This window comes from Salinilacihabitans rarus (assembly GCF_024296665.1).
GTDB classification, from domain to species: domain Archaea; phylum Halobacteriota; class Halobacteria; order Halobacteriales; family Natrialbaceae; genus Salinilacihabitans; species Salinilacihabitans rarus.
In genome coordinates this window covers 1,339,542-1,359,033 of sequence record NZ_CP100762.1, presented here as the reverse complement: position 1 = coordinate 1,359,033, position 19,492 = coordinate 1,339,542, and the positions used below count along the sequence as shown (strand labels likewise).

Here is a 19,492-nt window from a genome sequence, read left to right as displayed (position 1 = left end):
GCGCCTGCTCGTGCGCCCGGAGGGACTTTACCGTCGGCGGGAGACGACGCGCACATGGACACGGACGTCGAGGACGCCGAGGAGGCCGTTCGAGCCTACTACGACGCCCTGCGCCGGGGCGAGCCCCTGGCACCGTTCTTCCGCGACGACGAGGCCACCGTGAAGGTCGGCGTGAGCGAGTCGCTGTTCGGCGGCGACGACGTCGCGGCGGGACTGCGCGAACAGGACCGCACGACCGAGGAGTGGTCGGTCGAGAGCGACCGCCTGACCGTCGGCCGGCGCGGCGACTGCGCCTGGTTCGCCGACGAGGTCGCACTCGCGTGGACCGACCGCGAGACCGGCCAGCGGTGGCGGTTCGACACCCGCTGGAGCGGGACGCTGCTTCGCGACCCCGACGAGGAGGGGTGGTCGTTCGCGTCGATGCACGTCAGCGCGCCGCGGAACATATGAGCCGCACGAGAGGGCCGTCCGCCGGCGACCGACGACGGCTCGCGGCGGGGTTCGTGCTGCTGGTGGGGTTCTCCGGCGGGCTGATGGCGCTACAGGGCGGGGCCTCGCCCGCGGTGGTCGGCGCGTCGACCCTCGGCGGACTGGTCGTCGGCGGCGCCCTCCTGTGGTACCTGCTGCGGATCGTGGGGTAGCTGTCGGCCGCCGTGACCGTCACGACGGGTAAACGGAATCCCATACTGGTTAGGATCAACCCTTGTTTCCGTCGCGGCCGGCGACGCTACCATGGCAAAACTGGACGGAGAGTCCCTCGGGCGGGAGACGGTCCACGAGTTGCTCTCGGACGCCCGGCGCGAGCGCCTGCTCGCCGCGCTGCTGGACGCCGAGAGCGAGAGCGAGAGAGCGACCGCGAGCGCGACGGCACTCGCCCGGCGGGTCGCCGCGCGGGAACGGGAGGTGGCGCCGGACGCGGTCGACGACGCCGCGCTCGAACGGGTCGCCGTCGCGCTGGTGCACCACCACCTGCCGCGGCTTGACGACCACGGCATCGTCGACTACGATCCACAGAGCCACGAGGTCACACCCGCGGAGAACGTCGACGCCCTCGAACCGTTCGTCGGGTCGCTCGACTGACGGCCGATCAGGGGTCGACGCGCCGGAGCCACGCCCCGGGCGCGTCGAGTTCCTCGTGGCTCGGCAGGTTCTCCGGACGCTCCCAGACCGCGGCGGCGGCTTCGAGGCCGCGGGCCTCGGCGACGCCCTCGAAGAACGCCTTGCCGCGCTCGTACTGGCGCTGTTTGAGCCCGAGGCCGAGCAGCCGCCGCAGCAGCCGCTGGAGGGGGTTTCGCCCCTTCCGGCGGGCGTCGAGTTTCCGGCGGAGGTCCTCGTACTCGTCGTCGAAGGCGTGGTCCATCAGGAGTTCTGCGTACCCCTCGACGACGGTCATCGCCGCGTCGAGGTCGCGGAAGGCGTCCCGGTCGAAGCTCCCCTCCGCGAGGGCGTCGATGCCCGACTCCATGCGCGCTTCGAGGTGGTCCGAGAGCCACGGGGCCGCGCCGAACTCGGCGGCGTGGGTCACCTCGTGGAAGGCGATCCAGCGCCGGAAGCGGTCGGGGTCGACGTCGAGCATCTCGGCGGCCCGGAGGATGTTCGGGCGGACGAAGTAGAGGGCGTGGTCGTCGTCGGGCGCCTCCGCGAGCAACAGGGGGTCGTACTGGCCGAGGACGTTCCGGCCGAGAAACGAGAGGAGAACGGTCATCGTCCCGGTGTTGATCGTCCGGGCGACGCCGGGGAAGGCGCCGGTGTGGGCCTCGATGGGGGCCATCACGCGCTCGAAGGTCTCGACGTTGGCGTCCATCCAGTGGTGGCGGTTCTGGATCTCGACGACCTCCGGGACGTCGAAGGCGACGCCGGCGACCGACCGCACCTCGCGGCGGGCGTCCCGGACGTCGCGGGCGTAGGCCGCGCGCTCGCCGGGCGCTAAATCGAGTGAGCCGGGGTCCGTCGCGGCCTTGGCGGCCTCGGCGGCGGCGCGCCAGTCGACGGCGCTCTCGCCGGAGGCCCCGGCGACGGCCCGGACGCTACGGTAGAGATTCACGACCGTCGGTACGCGAAGGAAACGCAAAAGGGTTCGGCCGATTCGTCTCAGCTGACGACGACGTCCGGCTCCTCGTACTCCTCGCTCAGTTCCTCGTCCTCGTCGCCGCCGCGGAGTTTCCGGAGCGCGAGCGCGAGGCCGACGAGCGCGAGCAGGCCGACGACGGCGCCGACGGCGCCCCGGCCGCCCTCCTCGTCCTCGTCGGCGGCCGCGGCCGCCTCCTCGTCCCCGTCCGCCTCGGCCTCCGTGGCCGCCGCCTCGTCGCCGACCGGCAGCGCGTCGCTGATCGTCTTCGGGCCGAACTGGGTGTCGCCGTCCAGATGCAACTCGATGAAGGTGAACTTCTTGTCGCCCATACGATAGACCTCCACGGCTGACCACTTAGCCGTTGTGCCGGTCGGAACCACGCGCCCCGCCAGCAGGTTCAAGCGTTCTGCCCCGCCACCTCCTGACATGGACGATTCGACGCGCGCGTTCCTGACCGACCTGCTCGAGACGCCCTCGCCGGCGGGGTTCGAGGCCGCCGGCCAGCGACGCTGGACGGAGTACGTCGCCGCGTTCGCCGACGAGGTCCGGACCGACGCCTACGGAAACGCCGTGGCGGTCCGCGAGGGGGACCCCGACGCGCCGGCGGTCGCCCTCGCCGGCCACGCCGACGAGATCGGCCTCATCGTCCGCTCGATCGACGACGACGGCTTCGTCCGGCCGGGCGGGATCGGCGGGATCGACCCGACGGTCGCCCGCGGCCAGCGCGTGACGATCCACGCCGACGACGGGCCGGTCGAGGGCGTGGTCGGCCGGACGGCGATCCACCTGCGGGAGGGCGACGACGACGCCCCCGAGGTGGCCGACCTCTGGATCGACGTCGGCGCGGCCGACGGCGAGGACGCCCGCGAGCGCGTCGCTGTCGGCGACCCGATCACGTTCTCCGGGGGCGTCTCGTGGCTCACGGAGACGCGGCTGGCGGGCCGCGGCCTCGACAACCGCGTCGGCACCTGGGCGGCCGCCGAGGGACTGCGCCGGGCCGCCGAGCGCGACGCGAGCGCGACCGTCTACGCCGTCAGCACCGTCCAGGAGGAGGTCGGCCGGCAGGGCGCGAAGATGGTCGGCTTCGACCTCGACCCCGACGCCGTCGTCGCGGTCGACGTCGGCCACGCGCTCGACTACCCGACGGCGCCGCGCGGGAAGGCGAGCGACGTCGAACTCGGCGCCGGCCCCGCCGTCGGCCGGGGTAGCACCAACCACCCCGTCGTCTGCCGGGCCGTCCGCGAGGCGGCGGCCGACGCGGGGATCGAGGTGCAGGTCGAGGCGCTCGGGACCGGGACGGGGACCGACGCGGACGCCTTCTTCACCGCCGCGGGGGCGATCCCCTCGCAGGTGATCAGCGTCCCCACCCGGTACATGCACACCCCCGTCGAGGTGATCGACGTCGGCGACCTCGAGGCGACCGCGGAGTTGCTGGCCGCGTTCGCGGCCGTCGCCGACGAGCACGAACCGTTCGCCGTGGACGTCTGAGCGGCGCGGCGGGGCGGTGCCGTCGTCTCGTTCCGTGGCGGCGACCGGTACGATTAAGTGCGCATCACTTGCCCTCTCACGTATGAGCGGACGACCGCTGGACGTCCTCGAGGCGTCCCTCGGCGAACGGGTCTCGGTGCGCCTCAAGAGCGGCGAGGAGTACGTCGGCGACCTGACGGGGTACGACCAGCACATGAACCTCGTCCTCGAAGACGTGACGGTACCCCTCGAGGACGGAATGGGAGAGGAGGCGTCGGCCGAAGACACAACCATTATACGCGGCGACAACGTCGTCTCGATCACTCCATGACTGGCGCAGGAACCCCGAGCCAAGGGAAGAAGAACAAGACGACGCACGTCAAGTGTCGACGCTGCGGGAACAAGTCCTACCACGTGAAGAAAGGCGAGTGTGCCTCCTGTGGCTTCGGCAAGTCGGCAAAGCGCCGCGACTACGCCTGGCAGTCGAAGGCCGGCGACAACTGAGCCTCGTCTTCTCTCGTCCCCGCCGGAGAGCGGCCGCGCCGGTCCGGCCGAATGGAAACGGATTTACCGCGTTCTCTTCACAGATGCGTGTGATGAACGAAGTTCGCGGGCCGACGGGTGAGTCGCCGTGACCGACGAGGCCGCACGCGGGGACGCGACGGTCGCGCCGGACGCCGGGAGCGCCGGCCCCGGCCTCGGGGCCTCCGTGCCGCGACTCGGGGTCGCGGCGTGTTACTTCGCCACCGTCCTCGGGGGCCTCGCGCTGGCCGACGAGGCGGCCGCGCTGGGGCTGGTGCTGTTCGACGACCCCGGACAGGTCGGCAACGTCGGCGTCTTCGCCGCGATGGTCCTCGGGTTCACGGTCGTCCTCGTCGCCGCCGTCCGCTACGACAGGGGACTGGACCTCGTTCGGCTGTTGCTCGTCGGCTCGTTCGGCATCCTCGTCGCCGACGCGGTCGTACTGGGCACCGGTCTCGGCCGCCTCGTGACCGACGACCCCGCGCTCGTGGGCCTGCCCGCGAGTCCCCTGCCGGTCGCCGTCGCCGTCCTCACCGCCGCGGCCCTGTGGCGCCACCCCGAGTGGTACGTGCTGAACGTCGCCGCGGTCGTCGGCGGCGCCGCGGGCGTGGCCATGCTCGGCCTCAGCTTCGGGCCGCTCCCCATCGTCGTCCTCCTCGTCGTCTGGGCGGCCTACGACGCCTACGCCGTGTACGGCTCCGGGCACATGAAGGAGGTCGCGGCCGGCGCCGGGTCGATGAAGGCCCCGCTGGTGTTCGTCGTCCCCGAATCGCGTGACTTCTCCTACCGCGAGACCGACCTCGGCGGCCTCGGCGTCGACGACGAAGACGGGGGCGACGGGGGCGACGCCGGCGGAGACGGGTTCCCGGCGACGATACTCGGCCTCGGCGACGCGCTGATCCCCGGGATGCTCGCGGTCAGCGCGGCCCACTTCCTCGACGCGCCGGTCGTCGTCCCGGCGCTCGGCGCGAACCTCCCGGCGCTGGGGGCCGTCGCGGGCGGCGTCGTCGGCCTCGCCGCGTTGACCTACATCCTCGAACGCTTCGAGGGGGTCCACGCGGGCCTGCCGCCGCTGAACGCGAGCGTGCTCGCGGGGTACGTACTCGGCGCGGTCGCCGCCGGGATTCCGGTGACGACCGCGCTGGGGCTCTGAGCCGACCCGCCGGACCGCCCGACGATACACGTTCGTGAATACTTTCGACTCGCCCGGGGTCGACGAACGACACGAACAAGGAGGTTTTTACCCTTCGGCTCCTCTACGAGTGCACATGACCGATGGGCGTGGCGGGACCCGCCGAGTCGACGCGGGTCGGACCGCTACCGGGCCGCGAACCGGGATGACCGAGAAGTGCGGCGTCGTGGGCGTCTCGCTGGAGGCGCGGTCGGCGGCGCGGCCGCTGTACTACGCGCTGTACGCGCTCCAGCACCGCGGCCAGGAGTCGGCGGGGATCGTCACCCACGACGGCTTCCAGCAGCACAGCCACGTCGAGATGGGCCTCGTCGGCGACGTCTTCGACGAGGACGACATCGACTCGCTCGCCGGCTCGGCCGGCGTCGGCCACGTCCGCTACCCGACCGCCGGCAGCGTCGACTCCTCGTGTGCCCAGCCCTTCTCGGTCTCGTTCAAGTCGGGGTCGCTCGGGCTCGCACACAACGGGAACCTCGTCAACGCCGACGAGATCCGCGACGAACTCGCCGGCCTCGGCCACGCGTTCACCAGCGACGGCGACACCGAGGTGATCGCCCACGACCTCGCGCGCAACCTCCTCGAAGAGGACCTCGTCCGCGCCGTCAAGCGGACGATGGGCCGGATCCACGGCTCGTACGCGCTGACGATCAGCCACGACGACACGATCATGGGCGTACGCGACCCGCTGGGCAACCGCCCGCTGTGCATCGGGGAACTCGAGGACGGCTACGTGCTGGCCTCGGAGTCGGCAGCGATCGACACCCTCGACGGCGACCGCGTCCGGGACGTCCGCCCCGGCGAACTCGTCGTCCTCCGCGAGGACGGCTCCGGCTTCGACTCCTACCAGCTCGTCGAGGAAGAGCGCACGGCCCACTGCTTCTTCGAACACGTCTACTTCGCCCGCCCGGACTCGCGGATCGACGGCACGCTCGTCTACGAGGCACGACGCGAACTCGGCCGCCGGCTCTGGGAGGAGAGCGGCGTCGAGACCGACGTCGTCATGCCCGTCCCCGACTCGGGGCGGGCGTTCGCCTCGGGGTACGCCGACGGCGCCGCCGAGACCACCGCCGACGGCGACCCCCGCGAGGAGGACGACCCCGGCGTCGAGTTCGCCGAGGGGCTGATGAAGAACCGCTACGTCGGCCGCACGTTCATCATGCCGACACAGGACGAACGCGAGCGCGCGGTGCGGCTGAAGCTCAACCCGATCAAGTCCACGATCGAGGGAAAGACCGTCACCGTCATCGACGACTCGATCGTCCGTGGCACCACCTCCACCCAACTCGTGAACCTGCTCAAGGACTGCGGCGCCGCGGAGGTCCACGTCCGCATCGGCGCGCCGCCGATCGTCGCGCCCTGCTACATGGGCATCGACATGGCCACCCGCGAGGAACTGATCGCCGCCGACCGGAGCGTCGCGGAGATCCGCGAGGCCATCGGCGCCGACAGCCTCGCGTACCTCTCACACGAGGCGGTCGCGGAGGCCCTCGGGGAGAGCCGCGCCGACCTCTGTCTGGGCTGTGTCACCGGCGAGTACCCCTACGACATCGAGGACGAGGCGACCGACCGCGAGGTCGACCGCCCCGAGATCGGCGGGGCGCCCGTCGGCGCCGACGACTAGTAGACGAGGTGTAACAGGACGTAGACGACGACGCCGAGCGAGAACGAGACGAGCCACAGCGACGCCGCGACGCGGCCGATGCGGGCGTGAGCGGTCCGGCGGAGGTCCGGAACCGAGTGGGTCCACGCCAGCAACAGCGCGTAGTAGACGAGCGGGATACAGACGATCGCGAGCAGGACGTGTACCGCCAGCAGCGGCAGGTAGAAGTAAAGCCGGACGGCGTCGGGGCCGGGGAACGTCGACGGGCCGCCGAGCATCGTCAGCCGGTAGAGGTAGAGGACGAGGAACGTCCCGAAGAGCACGACCGTCGCGACCATCAGCCGGCGGTGGCGGGCGACGTTCCCGCGACGGATCGCCCGCCAGCCCGCGAGGATGGTGCCGATGGCGGCGAGGCTGATCGCCGCGTTGACGTGGGGGATCGCCTCGATGACCGCGTCCGGCGCCCGCGGCAGCCAGTCGGCCGGGATCGCCCCGCCGGCCGCGCCGAAGACCAGCGCCAGTGAGACGAGACTCAGGATGGCGGTGAGCGTCGGCACCCGATCGCGAGTGACAGTCTGCATGGTCGACCCATAGGCGGGGGAGGGGAAAGTGGTTGTCATCGCCGCCGCGGTCGGCGGACGACCGGACGACCTATCGGTCGGGCCGTGGACGGGTCGGCCGTGACGACATCGCACGACTTCGGCCGCGGGACCGACGGCGACGCGGGCCGATTTCGACGGGTCGCCGTGGGCGCGGCGGTCGCGCTCGCCGCCGTCGCGTTCCTCGCGCTGGCCTGGGCGCGCGAGCGGGCCGCCCTGCTGTTCGCCCACCGCGGCTTCGCGAGCGTCGCCCCCGAGAACACCGTCGAGGCCGTCGCGTACGCCGCCCCGCGCGCCGACGGGATCGAAGTGGACGTCCGCCGGTGCGGATCGGGCGAACTCGTCTGCGTCCACGACGAGCGCCTCGACCGCCTCGCCGGCCGCCCCGACCGCGTCGACGAGGTCGACTGGGAGATCCTTCGCGACCTCGCCGTCGCGGACACCGACGCGACGGTCGCCCGCCTCGACGCGGTCGTCGCGGCGACGCCCGACGACGTCGTCCTGAACGTCGAACTCAAGGAGCGCGGCCTCGCGGCGGACGTCCTCGACGCCCTCGCCGACCGCGACGGGCCGGCGCTGGTCTCCTCGTTCGACCCCGACGCGCTCGCCGCGGTCCGCGAGCGCGATCCGACCGTCCCGCTCGCGGTCGTCTGCCGGTCGGGCGTCGGCGAGGCGCTGGCGGCCGCCGACGCCCTCGACTGCGCCGCGATCCACCCCCGGGGGGAGCTCTGTTTCCGGACGGCGGTCGTCCCGCGGGCCCACCGCCGCGGCCTCGCGGTGAACGCCTGGACCGCCGACTCGCGGGTCGAGTCGCTCGCGCTCGCGCTCACCGGCGTCGACGGCGTCTTCGCCGACCGGCCGCCGAACCCGCACTAACGCGTCAGCGGCGCGTCGCGCCCGGTCGCAGACGGCGTGCCACGCGCGTCATCCAGACCACGGCCGTCGCCGTCAGGAAGAAGCCGACCGCGCCCGCGTCGAGCGTTCCCACGAACGACCGGGCGAACCCGCCGAGGCCGACGGCACCGACGCCGCCGACGAGGCCGACGGCGACCGCGACCGCGACCGCGACCCGTTCCCAGCGCATGAACGCATTCCTCGGCCGCACCCGGGTTAGCTACTCGTCCCGTATCCGGCGTAACATCGTCGTAACGCGTCGGGCCACGAGAGGGTCCCGAGCGGCCGAATTCGAGGGTTTTCGGAGGGTCGGTCGAGAGTGACCTTCGCCGCGAGAGACACTGGCGTCGCGGCACCCGGAACGACGGTCCCTGTTAGTAAATAATCATGTATATTCGCCTGCACACATCAAACCCACTAATCACAAAATATACGAGCCTAACACTGTGTATCAGCTATGGTTACGCTATCAGGATCGGATCCAAACCCGATAGCGATATCGAGTTCCTCGTCCATCTCGTCTTCGTCTCGGTCGGTGCAATCCATCGTCGCATCGATAGTTTGCACCGTCTCTCCATCGAGGAACAGGGAGACGGTATAGGTTACGCCAGCAGGGACGTTCGAGACGGCAGCAGCCTCTACCAGCACGTACGGGTCGTCCCCACTTGCGATTGGCAATTGATAGGTCTGTTCGAACGCTGTCTGGCCGTACAATCGAATTTTGATACGTGCGTCGTAGGATTCTTCCGTGTAATTACGCAGTCTGAATCCGATCGTCCCGACGAAGGGGACTGCTGTGCAGCCAGATAAACCCGTGAGGGCGGAGAGACATATCGAGGGACGATACTATCCCCAGCTATAGTTCGGGAAGTGCCAAGTCCCAGAACCGAAAACGGTCAATGAGAGTGAAGAATCCCAATAGGTTCCGGCGTTCAAGGAAACTGCCCAATTCTCATCGTAATCATCGCCCCACTGGTACCAGGCAACGGATCCACTGTCCCCGTCATCAAAATCAGAACCATCTCCCCATCTCACCTGATCCGAACGATCATCACATCCCTCAAATCCCACAAAAGCGACGTAGCCATTTGCGGTATGTAATTCCCCGGTAGTGTAACCAGTGGTCTTCCCTTGCTTCTCGACAGACTCGCCTTCCCCCGCAAGTATATTGACATAATCTTGCGAGTATTCTCCAGTAATGTCTGCAATGATCCCTCCGCTAACTCGATTGCTAACCGAAACATCAGACTCCGGAGCAAAAACAAGATAATCCGATTTGCAATCCCCATTAATTGCATAACCTAAGTCAACATTAGAACTATCGTATACGTCGACGTTATTTCTGTCCGGTTCTTCTCCGTGCCACAGATGGTGACAGGTGATAAACCGTGGGTAGTCGTGACTATCGTAATATACTCGTCCACCCGCCGTTCCGCTCGTGCCATTCCCGGTGTAAATCGCTTGCCCGGGATTGACAGTGGCACTGTGCGACTCTACGTCGATTTCGTTTTTACTTCCGGAAGACTCTTGATCGTCTTCAGATTCGTACCCCACACGTTCGTTGACAACCGCCTCGATCTCGATTCCGTTTGATCGTTCGGGAATGCCGCCAACAATATCGCCGGCATTTTTCTTGGATTCGGTTGCCAACTTCTCAGCTACTTCGACGTAGATGTACGCGTTTTCTCCACCAGGTTCCGGTGGGCGCGTTTCTACGAGAGAGACTTCGTCTATTTCTTCTAGCTTTAATGCCTCCTGAACCCGCTCGGCCCTTTTCAGATTGTTGTACCAGTCAGCAGGAACGTTCTCTTTTACTGTCACACGCTCGGTCGTCGGATCACCCGGCTCCGCAAACGTATGGCCTTTCACTATAGGAACCTGATCTGCACTCGCTCCCTTCACATCTTCTGGAGTGATGTAGACAGCAGATCCGACCGTCATTCCTAACCCGGTGAGTGCCTGCATCAGCCGCCGCCGAGACATCGAACTCGTCCGCTTCTGATGAATCTCATCGACTTTAACATCGATATCGTCGTTGGTTCTTGCCATGGCTGGCGACCAGCAAGTCTACTCTACACCATTTAACATTTGTGAGCGTTAATTTCTTTATGTCTTTCCTAAAATTGGGTGGTAAAATGGCGCCCGCCAGTCCGGCTCCCGTCACGGGACGACTGTGTGGGAAACAGTTATCCCCGAAAGTGTTGTCCCATCGAACATGACCGAGTTCCGTCGATGGTATACTCCAGTTCGATTTACGATTGGAATTGGCCTCCTCTTCCTTATTAGCACCTTCCTCATTGACCGCTTTCTTGCAGGATTTCAGTACGGAGATGGCCTTGCACCAACTACCAGTGCGCAGGTATGGATTTTCGGCGGAATGATCCTCATCGGTGGCATTTCGGCTTTCGTTTCGGCGCGCTATCGAATCATCTCGCCCATTACCATCACAGCGGGAATATACGCAGGTGCTCTTGCCGTCTCGTGGTCGTCGATGGTTAAATCTGCGCAGTCGTCCGGTGCAGGTATCACCCCGACGTGGTTCGATTTCGTGCTCTGGTTTTGGTTTCTTATACTAGCTGCATCTCTTGTCGCTGGTGTTCTCGAGTACAAAATCCGTCAACTCACCCTTAGAGATCGCTCTATCTTTACTGTATAGTTTCAACTAACGAAATAACCCTGTCGAATAGCGGTATACGATCGGTGTGCGCCTACGACACCATCGAAACAGTCCGGCCGATAATAGACGCGGCGGCGCTGGTCCGTCGGATCGCGGTGGAAAATGAGTATCCCCCGGCCGAAGAGATCGTTCGCCGCCTCGCGAGCACGGCGTTTCGAGAGTCCGGTTCGCTCGGCGAGCATCGTCTGGTTCAGGACCGTGTCCTCGAGGACGAGGTAGACGAGCCACGTCGCTGGCGTATCGTCGGCGATCTCCGGCTCGCCGTCTTCGGTGCTATCGTCCTAATCGTCCTCGTCCCAGTGGCCGTCCGGGATAGAATACTTAGCCATCGGCCTCACCCCCTTCGCTTCGTGTGGAGTTTTCACTCAATGAAAGCTCACGCTCGCGCAGTTGCTGGACGCGCCGGTTCGCCAGCCCGATCAGGTCCCGTCGGGGGCTGTCGACGGTTCTGCGGTAGCTATCGATCTTCTCGCGCAGTCTCCACCGGTCGTCGATCTCCAGCCGCACCCGGCCCTCCGCGCCGCGAACCCGGACGAGGCCGCCGTTCGCGCGAGCGACTGCCATCGCTCGATGGGGGGTGTTTTCACGCGGGCATATAAAGAATTTGAGTAGTGCCCGGGGAGGGCTCCGAACCACGGTCGCAGCAACGCTGCTTCCTGCCTTGCGCGCTCCGCTCGCGCAAGACCTCCGGGTTCGTCGCGTTCACCGTGAGCACTTTTCCGATGTTGTCACTCGTCTTCGACTCGTGACGAAATGGAAAAGTGCCCGGGGAGGGCTCCGAACCCTCGATCTCCGCATGTCCCAGGTCCGAGGCTCGGCGGTCCTCGTGGGGACAGGGAGGCTTCCAAGGCGAAACCGCACCGAATCTCCGAACCCTATGAGTGCGGCGCTATGTCCAGCTAAGCCACCCGGGCTCGTTTTCCCGTTACGCGGTGGCTTTCTTTAAGCTTCCCATTCCGGGTCGGCGTGCAACGAGTACCCACGGATTTATCACAGGGCCTTACGAACTCGTGGACATGACCGTTCCCGGTATCGTACAGTCTACTCTCGACGGCGAAGAGATCGCGGCGCGTGTCACCCTCGGCGGCGACGACGAACTCTTCGTCACCCCCTCGCGTTCGATCGTCTACCGCGCGGAAGGGCTGCTCAGCGACGAATCAGTCGACGAGTTTTCACACGACGCCGACCGCCTCATCCTCTCGGAGGGACGGCGCAAGACCCGGTTTACGCTCGAGTACTCCCTCGACGGCGAACGCGAGTTCACCGTCCCCTCGGGCCGGAGCGACGACGTCCTCCACCCCGTCCTCGCCGGCGTGTTGAACGGCAACGACATCACCGACCCCGGCGAGACGGTCGTCAAGACCTACCGCTTCAGCGAACTCACGCTGATCGTCACGAGCGACCGCCTGGTCAAGCACATCGGCGGCGCCGTCTGGGACGGGGACTTCGAGCAGTACCACTTCGAGGACGTCACCGGCCTCTCGTTCGAGGACGGTAGCGTCGCCACCCAGATCGTCCTCGAGGTCGACGGCCGCCCCCAGCGGATCAAGGCGCCCAACGACCGCGCCGACGACGTCTCCGAGCGCCTCAAGCGGGCGCTGTTCGACTACCACGACGTGGGCTCGCTCGAGGAACTCAACGAGCACGTCGGTACCGGCGACGGGGCGCCGACGCGCGCGGACCCCGCCACCGCCTTCGGCGACGGCGTCGACCCGCTCGACGCGGACCCGCCCGCCCCCGACGACTACGAGGGTGACGTCGAGGCCGAAGCCGCGGCCGCGACCGCGTCCGACCCGGACGAGGCCGACGTCGAGGACCCGCTCTCGGCGGCGGGGATCGACGACGGGTCCGCGGAGTTCGAGGCCGACCACGAGGACTCCGGCGGCGCGGTGCTCGAGGACGCGGCCGACGCGGTGCGACACGTGGAGGCCGAGGAGCCCCGCGACGAGTTCGAGACGGGCGGCTTCGAGTCCGACGCCGGCGGAACCGACCCCGAACTGCTCGCGCGCATCGAGGACCTCGAGGCGACGATCGACCGCCAGACGGAACTGCTCGAACGCCAGCAGGAGACGATCGAACGGCTCATCGAGGAGCTTCGGCGGGGTCGCTGAACTACTCCCTGCCGGTCACTTTCCTGATACACGAGGAGCCGAACGGCCCGATCTCGCCGGCGTCCACCCGAATGAAGTAGCCCGTCGAGAGGCTCGACCCGCAGCGCCGACAGGAGAACTCGCCTTCCTTCGTGATCACGTCTCGCCCGAACCGGACGTACTGGCGGCTCTTCGGGCGGACGATCCCGTCCTCGCGTTCGATGATGCCCCGGAGTTCGGCCCGATCGAGGATCGTCCGCGTCACCGTCGGGTCGGTCGTCACCGTCTCGATCCGGTCGACGACTTCGGCGAGCGACAACGACTCGTGTTCGAGGCGGGCGAGCAGCGCCAGCCCGCGCTCGACGCGGTCGTCCTCGGCCATCGGTTCGTCCTGTCCCGCCGACGCTGATAAGCGTTGTGACCCCGCTCAGGTCCGGGCGCCGGCGAGTCACAAAGATTTCAGTCCCCGGCTTCGAAGCCGACCCGATGGCGCCGTCGCTTCCCTCCCGGCGGTTCGTCGCGGCGGCCCTCGTGGGCGTCGTCCTCGCGGCGAACCTCGTCGCCTCGCCGGCGGCGACGTTCGCGACGGTCGAGTCGCTGGCCGACGACCCGCTGCGGTTCGGCCTCCTCGTCGCCGCCCTCTACCTCCTCCGGCCGCTGTTCGCGTGGCCGACGACGCCGCTGGCGGCCGTCGTCGGCTTCGGCTACGGCGCGATCCTCGGCGTCCCGGTGGCGCTCGCGGGCGTGCTCGCGACCGTCACGCCGGTCTTCGTCGTCGCCGGACGACTGGCCGCCGATCCGGTCGCGCCGGACGCGGCGAGTCGCGACCTCCCGTCCGGACCGGTCGCGGGCCGCCTCGAAGCCGCCGGCGACGTCGCCCGCCGGTACTACGACGCCGCGGGGCCGATCCGGGGCGTGACGGCCTCGCGGCTGGCGCCGATCCCCTCGGACGTCGCGACGGTCGCGGCGGCCGCCAGCGACGTCTCTATCGGGCAGTTCCTCGTCGGGACCGCGGTTGGCGAACTACCGTGGACGGTCGCCGCCGTCGCCGTCGGCGCCTCCGCGTCGACGATCGCGACCGACGGCGTCGGCGACCTCGGGACCTCGCTGGCCGCGGCGTGTGCGTTCGCCGCCGCCCTGTTGCTCGCCGGTCCCGCCTACCGCGTCGCCCGCACCCGCCTCTCGGAGTCCGGCTGATCCGTCAGCGGAACGGGTCGCTGCAGTCGACGACGACGCCGTGTTGCGGGCAGACGTACTTGCAGTGACGCTCGTACAGCGGGGCCTCGCAGAACGGGCAGGTCGGCGCCCCGCCGACGGCGGTCCCGCCGGTCGCGCCGGTTCCCTCGGGGCCGTCGTCCGCCCCGCCGTCGTCGCTCATCACTCGACGTTTGCGACGGCGCTTGCTAAGCGTTCGGGTCGGCGGAAAACTCGACGGGCGGACCGGAACGTTCGAACCGCGGTCAGTTCAGCGGCTCAGCGGCTCAACACTCCGACCAGCCACAGGACTCGCAGGTCTTGCAGCCCTCGGAGTAGTACAGCGACAGCGAGCCACAGGAGGGACACTCCGGCGACTCGCCGGCGTCGATGAGGTCCTGGGTCGCGTCGCGGGCGCCGGCGGACTCGGTCGCCGCGCCGCCGTCGGTCTCGTGACCCTCGTGTCCGACGGCCTCCTCGGCGTCGGCGGACTCCTCGAGGGTCTGCTGGCGCGGGTAGGGCTTGTCGATCTCGTCGTCGAGGTAGCGCCGGAGCGCCGTCCCGAACGCGTCCGGGATCGACTGGATCTGCTCGCCTTTGTCCCAGGCCACCTTCGGCGAGCGGATCCCCTCGAGTTTGTCGACGATCTCGTAGGGGTCGACGCCCGAGCGCAGCGCGACGGAGATTGTCTTCGCGAGCGCCTCGGTGAACGAGCCGGTGAAGCCGCCGCTGTTGCCCGTGTTCGCGAACAGCTCGAACGGCTCGCCCGTCTCGGGGTCCTCGTTGATCGTGATGTAGACCTTGCCGTAGCCGGTGTCGATGCGCTGGCTCACGCCGTGGAGGGTGTCCGGCCGCGGGCGCTTCTCCGCGTAGTCGGCCGGCTCGACGCCGTCGAACAGCGACCCGAGGTCGCCGCCGGCGGCGGCCCGGACGTCCTCGTTTTCGAGGAACGTCTCCACGCTGCCGAACACCTCGGTGATCTGCTCGACGATGGCCGCGGCGGCCTCGTCCTCGTCGGCGAACTCGGCGTTGTCCGCGCGCGTGGTCAGCACCTGCTTCGAGCGGGTGCCGTCGCGGTAGTAGGTGACGCCCTTCCCGCCGTGCTCGTAGACCCACTCGAAGACCTCCTTGGCGTCCTCGAGCGTGGAGTCGTTGGGCGCGTTGACCGTCTTCGAGATGGCGGAGTCGACGCCCACCTGACAGGCACACTGGACGGCCGCGTGTTCTTTCGCCGAGAGGTCCGAGGTGATGACGAACAGTTCGCCGATGGCGTCCGGTACCGTCTCCAGGCCCTCGACGCCGTCGAACTCGTTGCTGGCCATCTGTTCCTGGGCCTCGCGTTTCGCGGCCTCGACGTCGATACCGTTTGCCTCCAGCGTGCGCAGGAAGTAGTCGTCGAACTCGACGAGCATCTCCTCGCCCTGGACGTCGTCGGTGACGTTCTTGTAGTAGGCGACGTTGTAGATGGGCTCACAGCCGCCGGTGGTGTTGCCGACCATCGACGTGGTGCCCGTGGGCGCGATGGTCGTCGTGTTGTGGTTGCGGACGGGGAAGCCCTCGGCCCACTCGTCGGCGTCGAGGCCGGTCTGGCGCTCGAACCACTCGCGGTACTCGGTCGGGTCGGCGTACTTCGACTCGTCCCAGTCGTCGAACGAGCCGCGCTCTTTCGCGAGTTCGTGGCTCGTCCACTTCGACCCGTGGTTGATGTGGGTCATCAGCTGGCGGGCGACCTCGTTGCCCTCCTCGCTGCCGTACTCGATGCCGAGCTGGATGTACAGCTGGGCCAGCCCCATGACGCCGAGCCCGATCTTGCGCATCCGGCGGACGGTCGCCTCGATCTCCTCGACCGGGAAGTCCGACATCGTGACGACGTTCTCGAGGAAGCGGGTGCCGTACTCGATGCGCTCGTCGAACTCCGCCCAGTCGATGGCCTCCTCGAGGAACGCCTCGACGGCTTCTTCCCGCGAGTCGTACTCGTCGGCGTGCTCCTCGGACCAGACGCGCCAGTCCGGTGCGTCGAAGTCCGCGAGCGTCGAGAGGTTGATGTGCCCGAGGTTGCAGGCCTCGTACTCCTCGAGGGGCTGCTCACCGCAGTTGTGGACGACGAGACCGTTGGCGAGGAACGAGTGGGTGTCCGGTTCGGTCAGGTCGTACACCGCTTCATGGCCGTCGTACTCGACGGACTCGACGGTCGCTTCGAACCGCTCACCGTATGGACCGCGGTCGTACGCGTCGAGTCGCTCGTCGAGGGCCTCGTTCTTCGACTCGAGAAGGAATCCGATTACCTCCCGGAATCGGACGAGGTTGTCCTTCGCGATGACGAGGTCGTGTTGGGCACGGATGTTGTACTCTTTCGTGCCGCCATTTCCGTCTGGAAGTGCCTTCGTCCCCTCCTCGCGTCGCTCGTCATAAATCTTGCTCGCAATACCAAAGTTGAGCAGGAGTTGTTGGACGTCGACCAACAGATCGCGATCCGAACTCGAGAGTCGAACCGAGACACCCTTTTCGACGGTTCCCTGGACTCCGCCGTCGGCTGTGAACAGCGCCTGTAGGAACCCACGGGCCATCTCCTCGCTGCCGCGGAAGACGGCGTCGGGAACCTGGTGTTTATCCTCGACGAGCCCGGCTTCCTCGGCGAGTTCGTAGAGGCGAATAGATCGGACACGCTCCTCTCGAGCGTCGACACCCCGGTATTCTTCGGGACGCTGTATCTGACAGACGCCGACGTCGTAGTTCGCGTTTCCGATCGGGTCGCGAACGGCGTCGTTGACGTCCTCGGCGAAGCGCTCGGAGAGTTCGCAGTCCTCATCGTAGAAGTTCAACACTGCGCGTTCTTCACCGTGCTTGAAGTGACCGTCTCCGACGAGCCAACCGAGTACACGTCCTTCCTCGGCAGTGCCGTGCCGGCCGAACGATCCTTTCCGGTTCTGGACGTGGACCGTGTCACCGGTCTCAAGTTCGCTAGCTTCGACCCATCCGTCGTTGGTCATGACGCGGTGGTCGGCGGTGAGCCGGAGTTCGTATCCTTCCTCGGTCGTGAGTTTGTAGACGTCCTTCTCACCGGTCTTGAAGACGCTACTCGCTTCTTTGACGGTGTCTTCGCTAAGCCGACCATCGACGACGACGTCAGTTACGACGCCCTGCTCGTACAGTTCCTCGGCAGGAATCAACCCGTGTTCCGTACTGATGAGCGTGTCACCGGTGACGCAGGGGTTCGTCGCCTTGATCCGGTGATCGGGGTGTTTCTCGACGTCGAAGGAGTGTTCCTTGTTCACCCGTTCGAGGTAGATCACGCCGGGTTCGCCGTTCTCGTGGGCGCCCTCGACGATGCGCTCCCAGACGACCTCGGCGGGCACGGAGAGTTCCTCGCCGACCTCGACGTACTCGCCGAGGCCGTAGCGCTCGTACATCTCCTTTGTCTCCTCGGTGGCGACGTGCGGTTCGCCCGTACGCGGGTTGGTGAACGTGTACTCCTCGTCGTTGCCCAGCGCCTCCATGAACGCGTCGGTGACGCCGACCGAGATGTTGAAGTTAGAGAGGTGGCCCTCGACGGCGTTGCGGAGGTGCTTCGGAACGCGGCCGTCCTCGTCGATCAGGTCGCGAGCCTCCTCGAGGGCCTCGGCGAACGTGGTGTAGGTGTAGTCGTCGGGGTCGTTCAGTCGGAGACAGTGGGCCAGCGAGACGTCCTTGTTCTTCGCGTGGATGAACTCGATGACGTCGGGGTGTGAGACGCGCATGATGCCCATCTGGGCGCCCCGCCGGGTGCCGCCCTGGGCGATGGTCTCGCAGAGCTGATCGTAGGTCCGCATGAAGGTGATCGGCCCGGAGGCGATGCCGCCGGTCGAGCCGACCGCGTCGCCGTACGGGCGCAGTTGCCAGAAGCCGTAGCCGACGCCGCCGCCGGACTGGAAGACCTCGGCGGCCTCCTTGGCCGTCTCGTGGATGTCGGAGAGGTCGTCGTCCGGAGACATGACGAAACACGCCGAGAGCTGCTGGAGTTCGTCGCCCGCGTTCATCAGCGTCGGCGAGTTCGGCATGAAAGAGAGCGTCTCCATCCCCTCGATGAACGTCTCGGCGACGTCCTCGACGTGCTCGCGGATCTCGTCGGGGAGGTCGGGAACGACGGTGTCGTAGGCGAACTTGTTGACGTTTCGCTCCGTCAGTTCGACCTCGACGTCGTCGTCGACGGTCGTCCCCTCGCCGAAGACCTCCGCGGCGAGTTCGTCCCGTCGCGGGTGGTTCGGCTTCAACTGATCCGGCGTGACGGTGACCTCGACGTCGCGGTTGTCGGCCTCGTAGACGACTTCCGCGAGGGCGATGTTCTTGCCGACGCGCTCGAAGAGTTCCTCCTGGGTCTCGACGAGGTTCCCGTCGGCGCCCCTGCGCAGGTACCGGGCGGGCAGGATGTTGTGGTAGGCGTTGGCCGTCATGCGCTCTTCGAGCGTCTCCCCCTCGGTGCGCTTGATCGGCAGCGTGATCTCGTCCGCGGAGAGGTCTGAGCCGCTCATGCGCGGATCACCTCAGGCGCGGCACGGCGCCGGCCGGCGATTCTGTCGTGGGTCCGGGTGCTGGCTCGCATCATTCGTGGCGAAGGTTCGGTAATCGTGCATCCCCCATAAAGCAACTGGTTTGGTTGTCCTAGTACAATCTCACTTGTATAGACGTCTCTCACGCTCAACGTATCGGCCTCTCGGGACGTCGGCCGAAACGGCCGCGTTCGCGTCCGTAAACGGCTACGATGGCGATGCTATTAATGATTTTCAGAGCGATCTGAAAGTGATGAGCGCTGATCACACACGCACGCTGACCCGGCGGCCGCTCGCCGCCGGCGGGCGCTTCCGACTCCACCCCGGTGCGGTCGGTCACTGCTCCGAACTACGTCCCCGAGGCGGTTAACGTTGTAGCCGGGACCGGCGCGGTCGATCCGGCGGACGTTCACCGCAGCTTTTCTTTCACGTTACCCGGAAAGATTACGTCGTCGGGGCGCCCGCTTACTGGTATGGTCGACCCACTCACTTCCGGTTCGACGATCCTCCTCGTGCTCGTCGCTCTCGCCGCGTTCGCCGTCGTCGTCACGGCGATCAAGGTCGCGGTCAAACTCGCGGTTCGGCTCGGACTCGTCGCCGCCGTCGTCCTCGCCGCCCTCTACGCCGCCGGCATCGTCAGTCCCTGACGCCGGCCGCTCGTTT

The 19,492-nt window shown here is 67.2% G+C and carries 23 protein-coding genes and 1 tRNA gene; 13 read left to right on the top strand and 11 right to left on the bottom strand.

Annotated elements, in window-relative coordinates:
* Nucleotides 1–54 precede the first annotated feature (54 nt).
* The 3 genes from NKG98_RS07170 to NKG98_RS07160 all read left to right on the top strand — a co-directional run bounded on the left by NKG98_RS07170 (nt 55) and on the right by NKG98_RS07160 (nt 1,080).
* Entirely contained in the window at nt 55–450 is a 396-nt protein-coding gene (locus NKG98_RS07170; protein WP_254768974.1) for a nuclear transport factor 2 family protein, read from the top strand.
* The gene (locus tag NKG98_RS07165; protein ID WP_254768973.1) at nt 447–641 is read left to right on the top strand and encodes a hypothetical protein; all 195 of its coding nucleotides are present in this window, start codon (nt 447–449) and stop codon (nt 639–641) included. Before NKG98_RS07170 ends, NKG98_RS07165 begins: the two co-directional genes overlap by 4 nt.
* Nucleotides 642–732: 91 nt before the next feature.
* Complete coding sequence (locus NKG98_RS07160; RefSeq protein ID WP_254768972.1) at nt 733–1,080, top strand: DUF7344 domain-containing protein; 348 nt, start codon at nt 733–735, stop codon at nt 1,078–1,080.
* A 7-nt stretch (nt 1,081–1,087) separates the two neighbouring features.
* On the opposite strand, the gene NKG98_RS07155 is transcribed toward NKG98_RS07160, so the two are convergent.
* Together NKG98_RS07155 and NKG98_RS07150 are read right to left on the bottom strand one after the other, a co-directional pair.
* Nucleotides 1,088–2,044 (bottom strand): zinc-dependent metalloprotease, encoded by a 957-nt coding sequence (locus NKG98_RS07155; RefSeq protein ID WP_254768971.1) that lies wholly within the window; start codon nt 2,042–2,044, stop codon nt 1,088–1,090.
* A gap of 47 nt (nt 2,045–2,091) precedes the next feature.
* Complete coding sequence (locus tag NKG98_RS07150; protein WP_254768970.1) at nt 2,092–2,400, bottom strand: hypothetical protein; 309 nt, start codon at nt 2,398–2,400, stop codon at nt 2,092–2,094.
* 97 nt (nt 2,401–2,497) lie between these two features.
* On the opposite strand from NKG98_RS07150, the gene NKG98_RS07145 reads away from it, so the two are divergent.
* The 5 genes from NKG98_RS07145 (at nt 2,498) to purF (ending at nt 6,870) form a co-directional block, all read left to right on the top strand.
* A complete protein-coding gene (locus NKG98_RS07145; protein ID WP_254768969.1) occupies nt 2,498–3,559 on the top strand; it encodes a M20/M25/M40 family metallo-hydrolase in 1,062 nt (353 codons plus the stop codon).
* 82 nt (nt 3,560–3,641) lie between these two features.
* Nucleotides 3,642–3,869: an LSM domain-containing protein gene (locus NKG98_RS07140; RefSeq protein WP_254768968.1), complete on the top strand. Its 228-nt coding sequence runs from the start codon at nt 3,642–3,644 to the stop codon at nt 3,867–3,869.
* On the top strand, nt 3,866–4,042 hold the full coding sequence (locus NKG98_RS07135) for a 50S ribosomal protein L37e (protein WP_254768967.1): 177 nt from the start codon (nt 3,866–3,868) through the stop codon (nt 4,040–4,042). The genes NKG98_RS07140 and NKG98_RS07135 overlap by 4 nt, the downstream gene beginning before the upstream one ends.
* A gap of 127 nt (nt 4,043–4,169) precedes the next feature.
* Nucleotides 4,170–5,213, top strand: coding sequence for a presenilin family intramembrane aspartyl protease PSH (locus NKG98_RS07130; protein ID WP_254768966.1), 1,044 nt, complete (start codon nt 4,170–4,172; stop codon nt 5,211–5,213).
* A gap of 184 nt (nt 5,214–5,397) precedes the next feature.
* Entirely contained in the window at nt 5,398–6,870 is a 1,473-nt protein-coding gene (gene purF / locus NKG98_RS07125; protein WP_254769434.1) for an amidophosphoribosyltransferase, read from the top strand.
* On the opposite strand, the gene NKG98_RS07120 is transcribed toward purF, so the two are convergent.
* A complete protein-coding gene (locus NKG98_RS07120; protein WP_254768965.1) occupies nt 6,867–7,430 on the bottom strand; it encodes a DUF420 domain-containing protein in 564 nt (187 codons plus the stop codon). The genes purF and NKG98_RS07120 overlap by 4 nt on opposite strands.
* A gap of 99 nt (nt 7,431–7,529) precedes the next feature.
* Here NKG98_RS07120 and NKG98_RS07115 point away from each other — a divergent pair, with 99 nt between their 5' ends.
* Entirely contained in the window at nt 7,530–8,324 is a 795-nt protein-coding gene (locus NKG98_RS07115) for a glycerophosphodiester phosphodiesterase (RefSeq protein ID WP_254768964.1), read from the top strand.
* 4 nt (nt 8,325–8,328) lie between these two features.
* Here the strand turns inward: NKG98_RS07115 and NKG98_RS07110 are convergent, their stop codons facing one another.
* The 3 genes from NKG98_RS07110 to NKG98_RS07100 all read right to left on the bottom strand — a co-directional run bounded on the left by NKG98_RS07110 (nt 8,329) and on the right by NKG98_RS07100 (nt 10,391).
* Complete coding sequence (locus NKG98_RS07110; RefSeq protein ID WP_254768963.1) at nt 8,329–8,532, bottom strand: hypothetical protein; 204 nt, start codon at nt 8,530–8,532, stop codon at nt 8,329–8,331.
* Between the two features lie 248 nt (nt 8,533–8,780).
* Complete coding sequence (locus NKG98_RS07105) at nt 8,781–8,990, bottom strand: hypothetical protein (protein ID WP_254768962.1); 210 nt, start codon at nt 8,988–8,990, stop codon at nt 8,781–8,783.
* A 198-nt stretch (nt 8,991–9,188) separates the two neighbouring features.
* Nucleotides 9,189–10,391, bottom strand: a complete 1,203-nt coding sequence (locus NKG98_RS07100) for a hypothetical protein (RefSeq protein WP_254768961.1) — start codon at nt 10,389–10,391, stop codon at nt 9,189–9,191.
* Nucleotides 10,392–10,557: 166 nt separating this feature from the next.
* Between NKG98_RS07100 and NKG98_RS07095 the strand changes: the two genes are divergently transcribed.
* Nucleotides 10,558–10,998, top strand: coding sequence for a hypothetical protein (locus NKG98_RS07095; RefSeq protein ID WP_254768960.1), 441 nt, complete (start codon nt 10,558–10,560; stop codon nt 10,996–10,998).
* A 342-nt stretch (nt 10,999–11,340) separates the two neighbouring features.
* Here NKG98_RS07095 and NKG98_RS07090 read toward each other — a convergent pair whose 3' ends face one another.
* A complete protein-coding gene (locus NKG98_RS07090) occupies nt 11,341–11,583 on the bottom strand; it encodes a hypothetical protein (protein WP_254768959.1) in 243 nt (80 codons plus the stop codon).
* A gap of 198 nt (nt 11,584–11,781) precedes the next feature.
* A tRNA-Met gene (locus tag NKG98_RS07085) sits at nt 11,782–11,933 on the bottom strand.
* Nucleotides 11,934–12,035: 102 nt separating this feature from the next.
* Between NKG98_RS07085 and NKG98_RS07080 the strand changes: the two genes are divergently transcribed.
* Nucleotides 12,036–13,130 carry a DUF7115 domain-containing protein gene (locus NKG98_RS07080; protein WP_254768958.1) on the top strand — a complete coding sequence of 365 codons (1,095 nt, stop codon included), beginning with the start codon at nt 12,036–12,038 and terminating at the stop codon, nt 13,128–13,130.
* Between the two features lies 1 nt (nt 13,131).
* Here NKG98_RS07080 and NKG98_RS07075 read toward each other — a convergent pair whose 3' ends face one another.
* Complete coding sequence (locus NKG98_RS07075) at nt 13,132–13,491, bottom strand: DUF5830 family protein (protein WP_254768957.1); 360 nt, start codon at nt 13,489–13,491, stop codon at nt 13,132–13,134.
* A 104-nt stretch (nt 13,492–13,595) separates the two neighbouring features.
* On the opposite strand from NKG98_RS07075, the gene NKG98_RS07070 reads away from it, so the two are divergent.
* The gene (locus NKG98_RS07070) at nt 13,596–14,306 is read left to right on the top strand and encodes a TVP38/TMEM64 family protein (RefSeq protein ID WP_254768956.1); all 711 of its coding nucleotides are present in this window, start codon (nt 13,596–13,598) and stop codon (nt 14,304–14,306) included.
* A 4-nt stretch (nt 14,307–14,310) separates the two neighbouring features.
* Here NKG98_RS07070 and NKG98_RS07065 read toward each other — a convergent pair whose 3' ends face one another.
* On the bottom strand, nt 14,311–14,487 hold the full coding sequence (locus tag NKG98_RS07065) for an HVO_2523 family zinc finger protein (RefSeq protein ID WP_254768955.1): 177 nt from the start codon (nt 14,485–14,487) through the stop codon (nt 14,311–14,313).
* A 103-nt stretch (nt 14,488–14,590) separates the two neighbouring features.
* The gene (locus tag NKG98_RS07060; protein ID WP_254768954.1) at nt 14,591–18,811 is read right to left on the bottom strand and encodes an LAGLIDADG family homing endonuclease; all 4,221 of its coding nucleotides are present in this window, start codon (nt 18,809–18,811) and stop codon (nt 14,591–14,593) included.
* Nucleotides 18,812–19,302: 491 nt separating this feature from the next.
* Between NKG98_RS07060 and NKG98_RS07055 the strand changes: the two genes are divergently transcribed.
* Nucleotides 19,303–19,476 carry a DUF8029 family protein gene (locus tag NKG98_RS07055; RefSeq protein ID WP_254768953.1) on the top strand — a complete coding sequence of 58 codons (174 nt, stop codon included), beginning with the start codon at nt 19,303–19,305 and terminating at the stop codon, nt 19,474–19,476.
* Nucleotides 19,477–19,492: the final 16 nt, after the last annotated feature.

What these genes read in the sequence shown, in the direction of transcription:
- NKG98_RS07170 (WP_254768974.1), top strand. Translation starts at nt 55, where the DNA reads ATGGACACGGACGTCGAGGACGCCGAGGAGGCCGTTCGAGCCTACTAC.
- NKG98_RS07165 (WP_254768973.1), top strand. Translation starts at nt 447, where the DNA reads ATGAGCCGCACGAGAGGGCCGTCCGCCGGCGACCGACGACGGCTCGCG.
- NKG98_RS07160 (WP_254768972.1), top strand. Translation starts at nt 733, where the DNA reads ATGGCAAAACTGGACGGAGAGTCCCTCGGGCGGGAGACGGTCCACGAG.
- NKG98_RS07150 (WP_254768970.1), bottom strand. Translation starts at nt 2,400, where the DNA reads ATGGGCGACAAGAAGTTCACCTTCATCGAGTTGCATCTGGACGGCGAC.
- NKG98_RS07145 (WP_254768969.1), top strand. Translation starts at nt 2,498, where the DNA reads ATGGACGATTCGACGCGCGCGTTCCTGACCGACCTGCTCGAGACGCCC.
- NKG98_RS07140 (WP_254768968.1), top strand. Translation starts at nt 3,642, where the DNA reads ATGAGCGGACGACCGCTGGACGTCCTCGAGGCGTCCCTCGGCGAACGG.
- NKG98_RS07135 (WP_254768967.1), top strand. Translation starts at nt 3,866, where the DNA reads ATGACTGGCGCAGGAACCCCGAGCCAAGGGAAGAAGAACAAGACGACG.
- purF (WP_254769434.1), top strand. Translation starts at nt 5,398, where the DNA reads ATGACCGAGAAGTGCGGCGTCGTGGGCGTCTCGCTGGAGGCGCGGTCG.
- NKG98_RS07120 (WP_254768965.1), bottom strand. Translation starts at nt 7,430, where the DNA reads ATGCAGACTGTCACTCGCGATCGGGTGCCGACGCTCACCGCCATCCTG.
- NKG98_RS07110 (WP_254768963.1), bottom strand. Translation starts at nt 8,532, where the DNA reads ATGCGCTGGGAACGGGTCGCGGTCGCGGTCGCGGTCGCCGTCGGCCTC.
- NKG98_RS07100 (WP_254768961.1), bottom strand. Translation starts at nt 10,391, where the DNA reads ATGGCAAGAACCAACGACGATATCGATGTTAAAGTCGATGAGATTCAT.
- NKG98_RS07095 (WP_254768960.1), top strand. Translation starts at nt 10,558, where the DNA reads ATGACCGAGTTCCGTCGATGGTATACTCCAGTTCGATTTACGATTGGA.
- NKG98_RS07090 (WP_254768959.1), bottom strand. Translation starts at nt 11,583, where the DNA reads ATGGCAGTCGCTCGCGCGAACGGCGGCCTCGTCCGGGTTCGCGGCGCG.
- NKG98_RS07080 (WP_254768958.1), top strand. Translation starts at nt 12,036, where the DNA reads ATGACCGTTCCCGGTATCGTACAGTCTACTCTCGACGGCGAAGAGATC.
- NKG98_RS07075 (WP_254768957.1), bottom strand. Translation starts at nt 13,491, where the DNA reads ATGGCCGAGGACGACCGCGTCGAGCGCGGGCTGGCGCTGCTCGCCCGC.
- NKG98_RS07070 (WP_254768956.1), top strand. Translation starts at nt 13,596, where the DNA reads ATGGCGCCGTCGCTTCCCTCCCGGCGGTTCGTCGCGGCGGCCCTCGTG.
- NKG98_RS07065 (WP_254768955.1), bottom strand. Translation starts at nt 14,487, where the DNA reads ATGAGCGACGACGGCGGGGCGGACGACGGCCCCGAGGGAACCGGCGCG.
- NKG98_RS07060 (WP_254768954.1), bottom strand. Translation starts at nt 18,811, where the DNA reads ATGAGCGGCTCAGACCTCTCCGCGGACGAGATCACGCTGCCGATCAAG.
- NKG98_RS07055 (WP_254768953.1), top strand. Translation starts at nt 19,303, where the DNA reads ATGGTCGACCCACTCACTTCCGGTTCGACGATCCTCCTCGTGCTCGTC.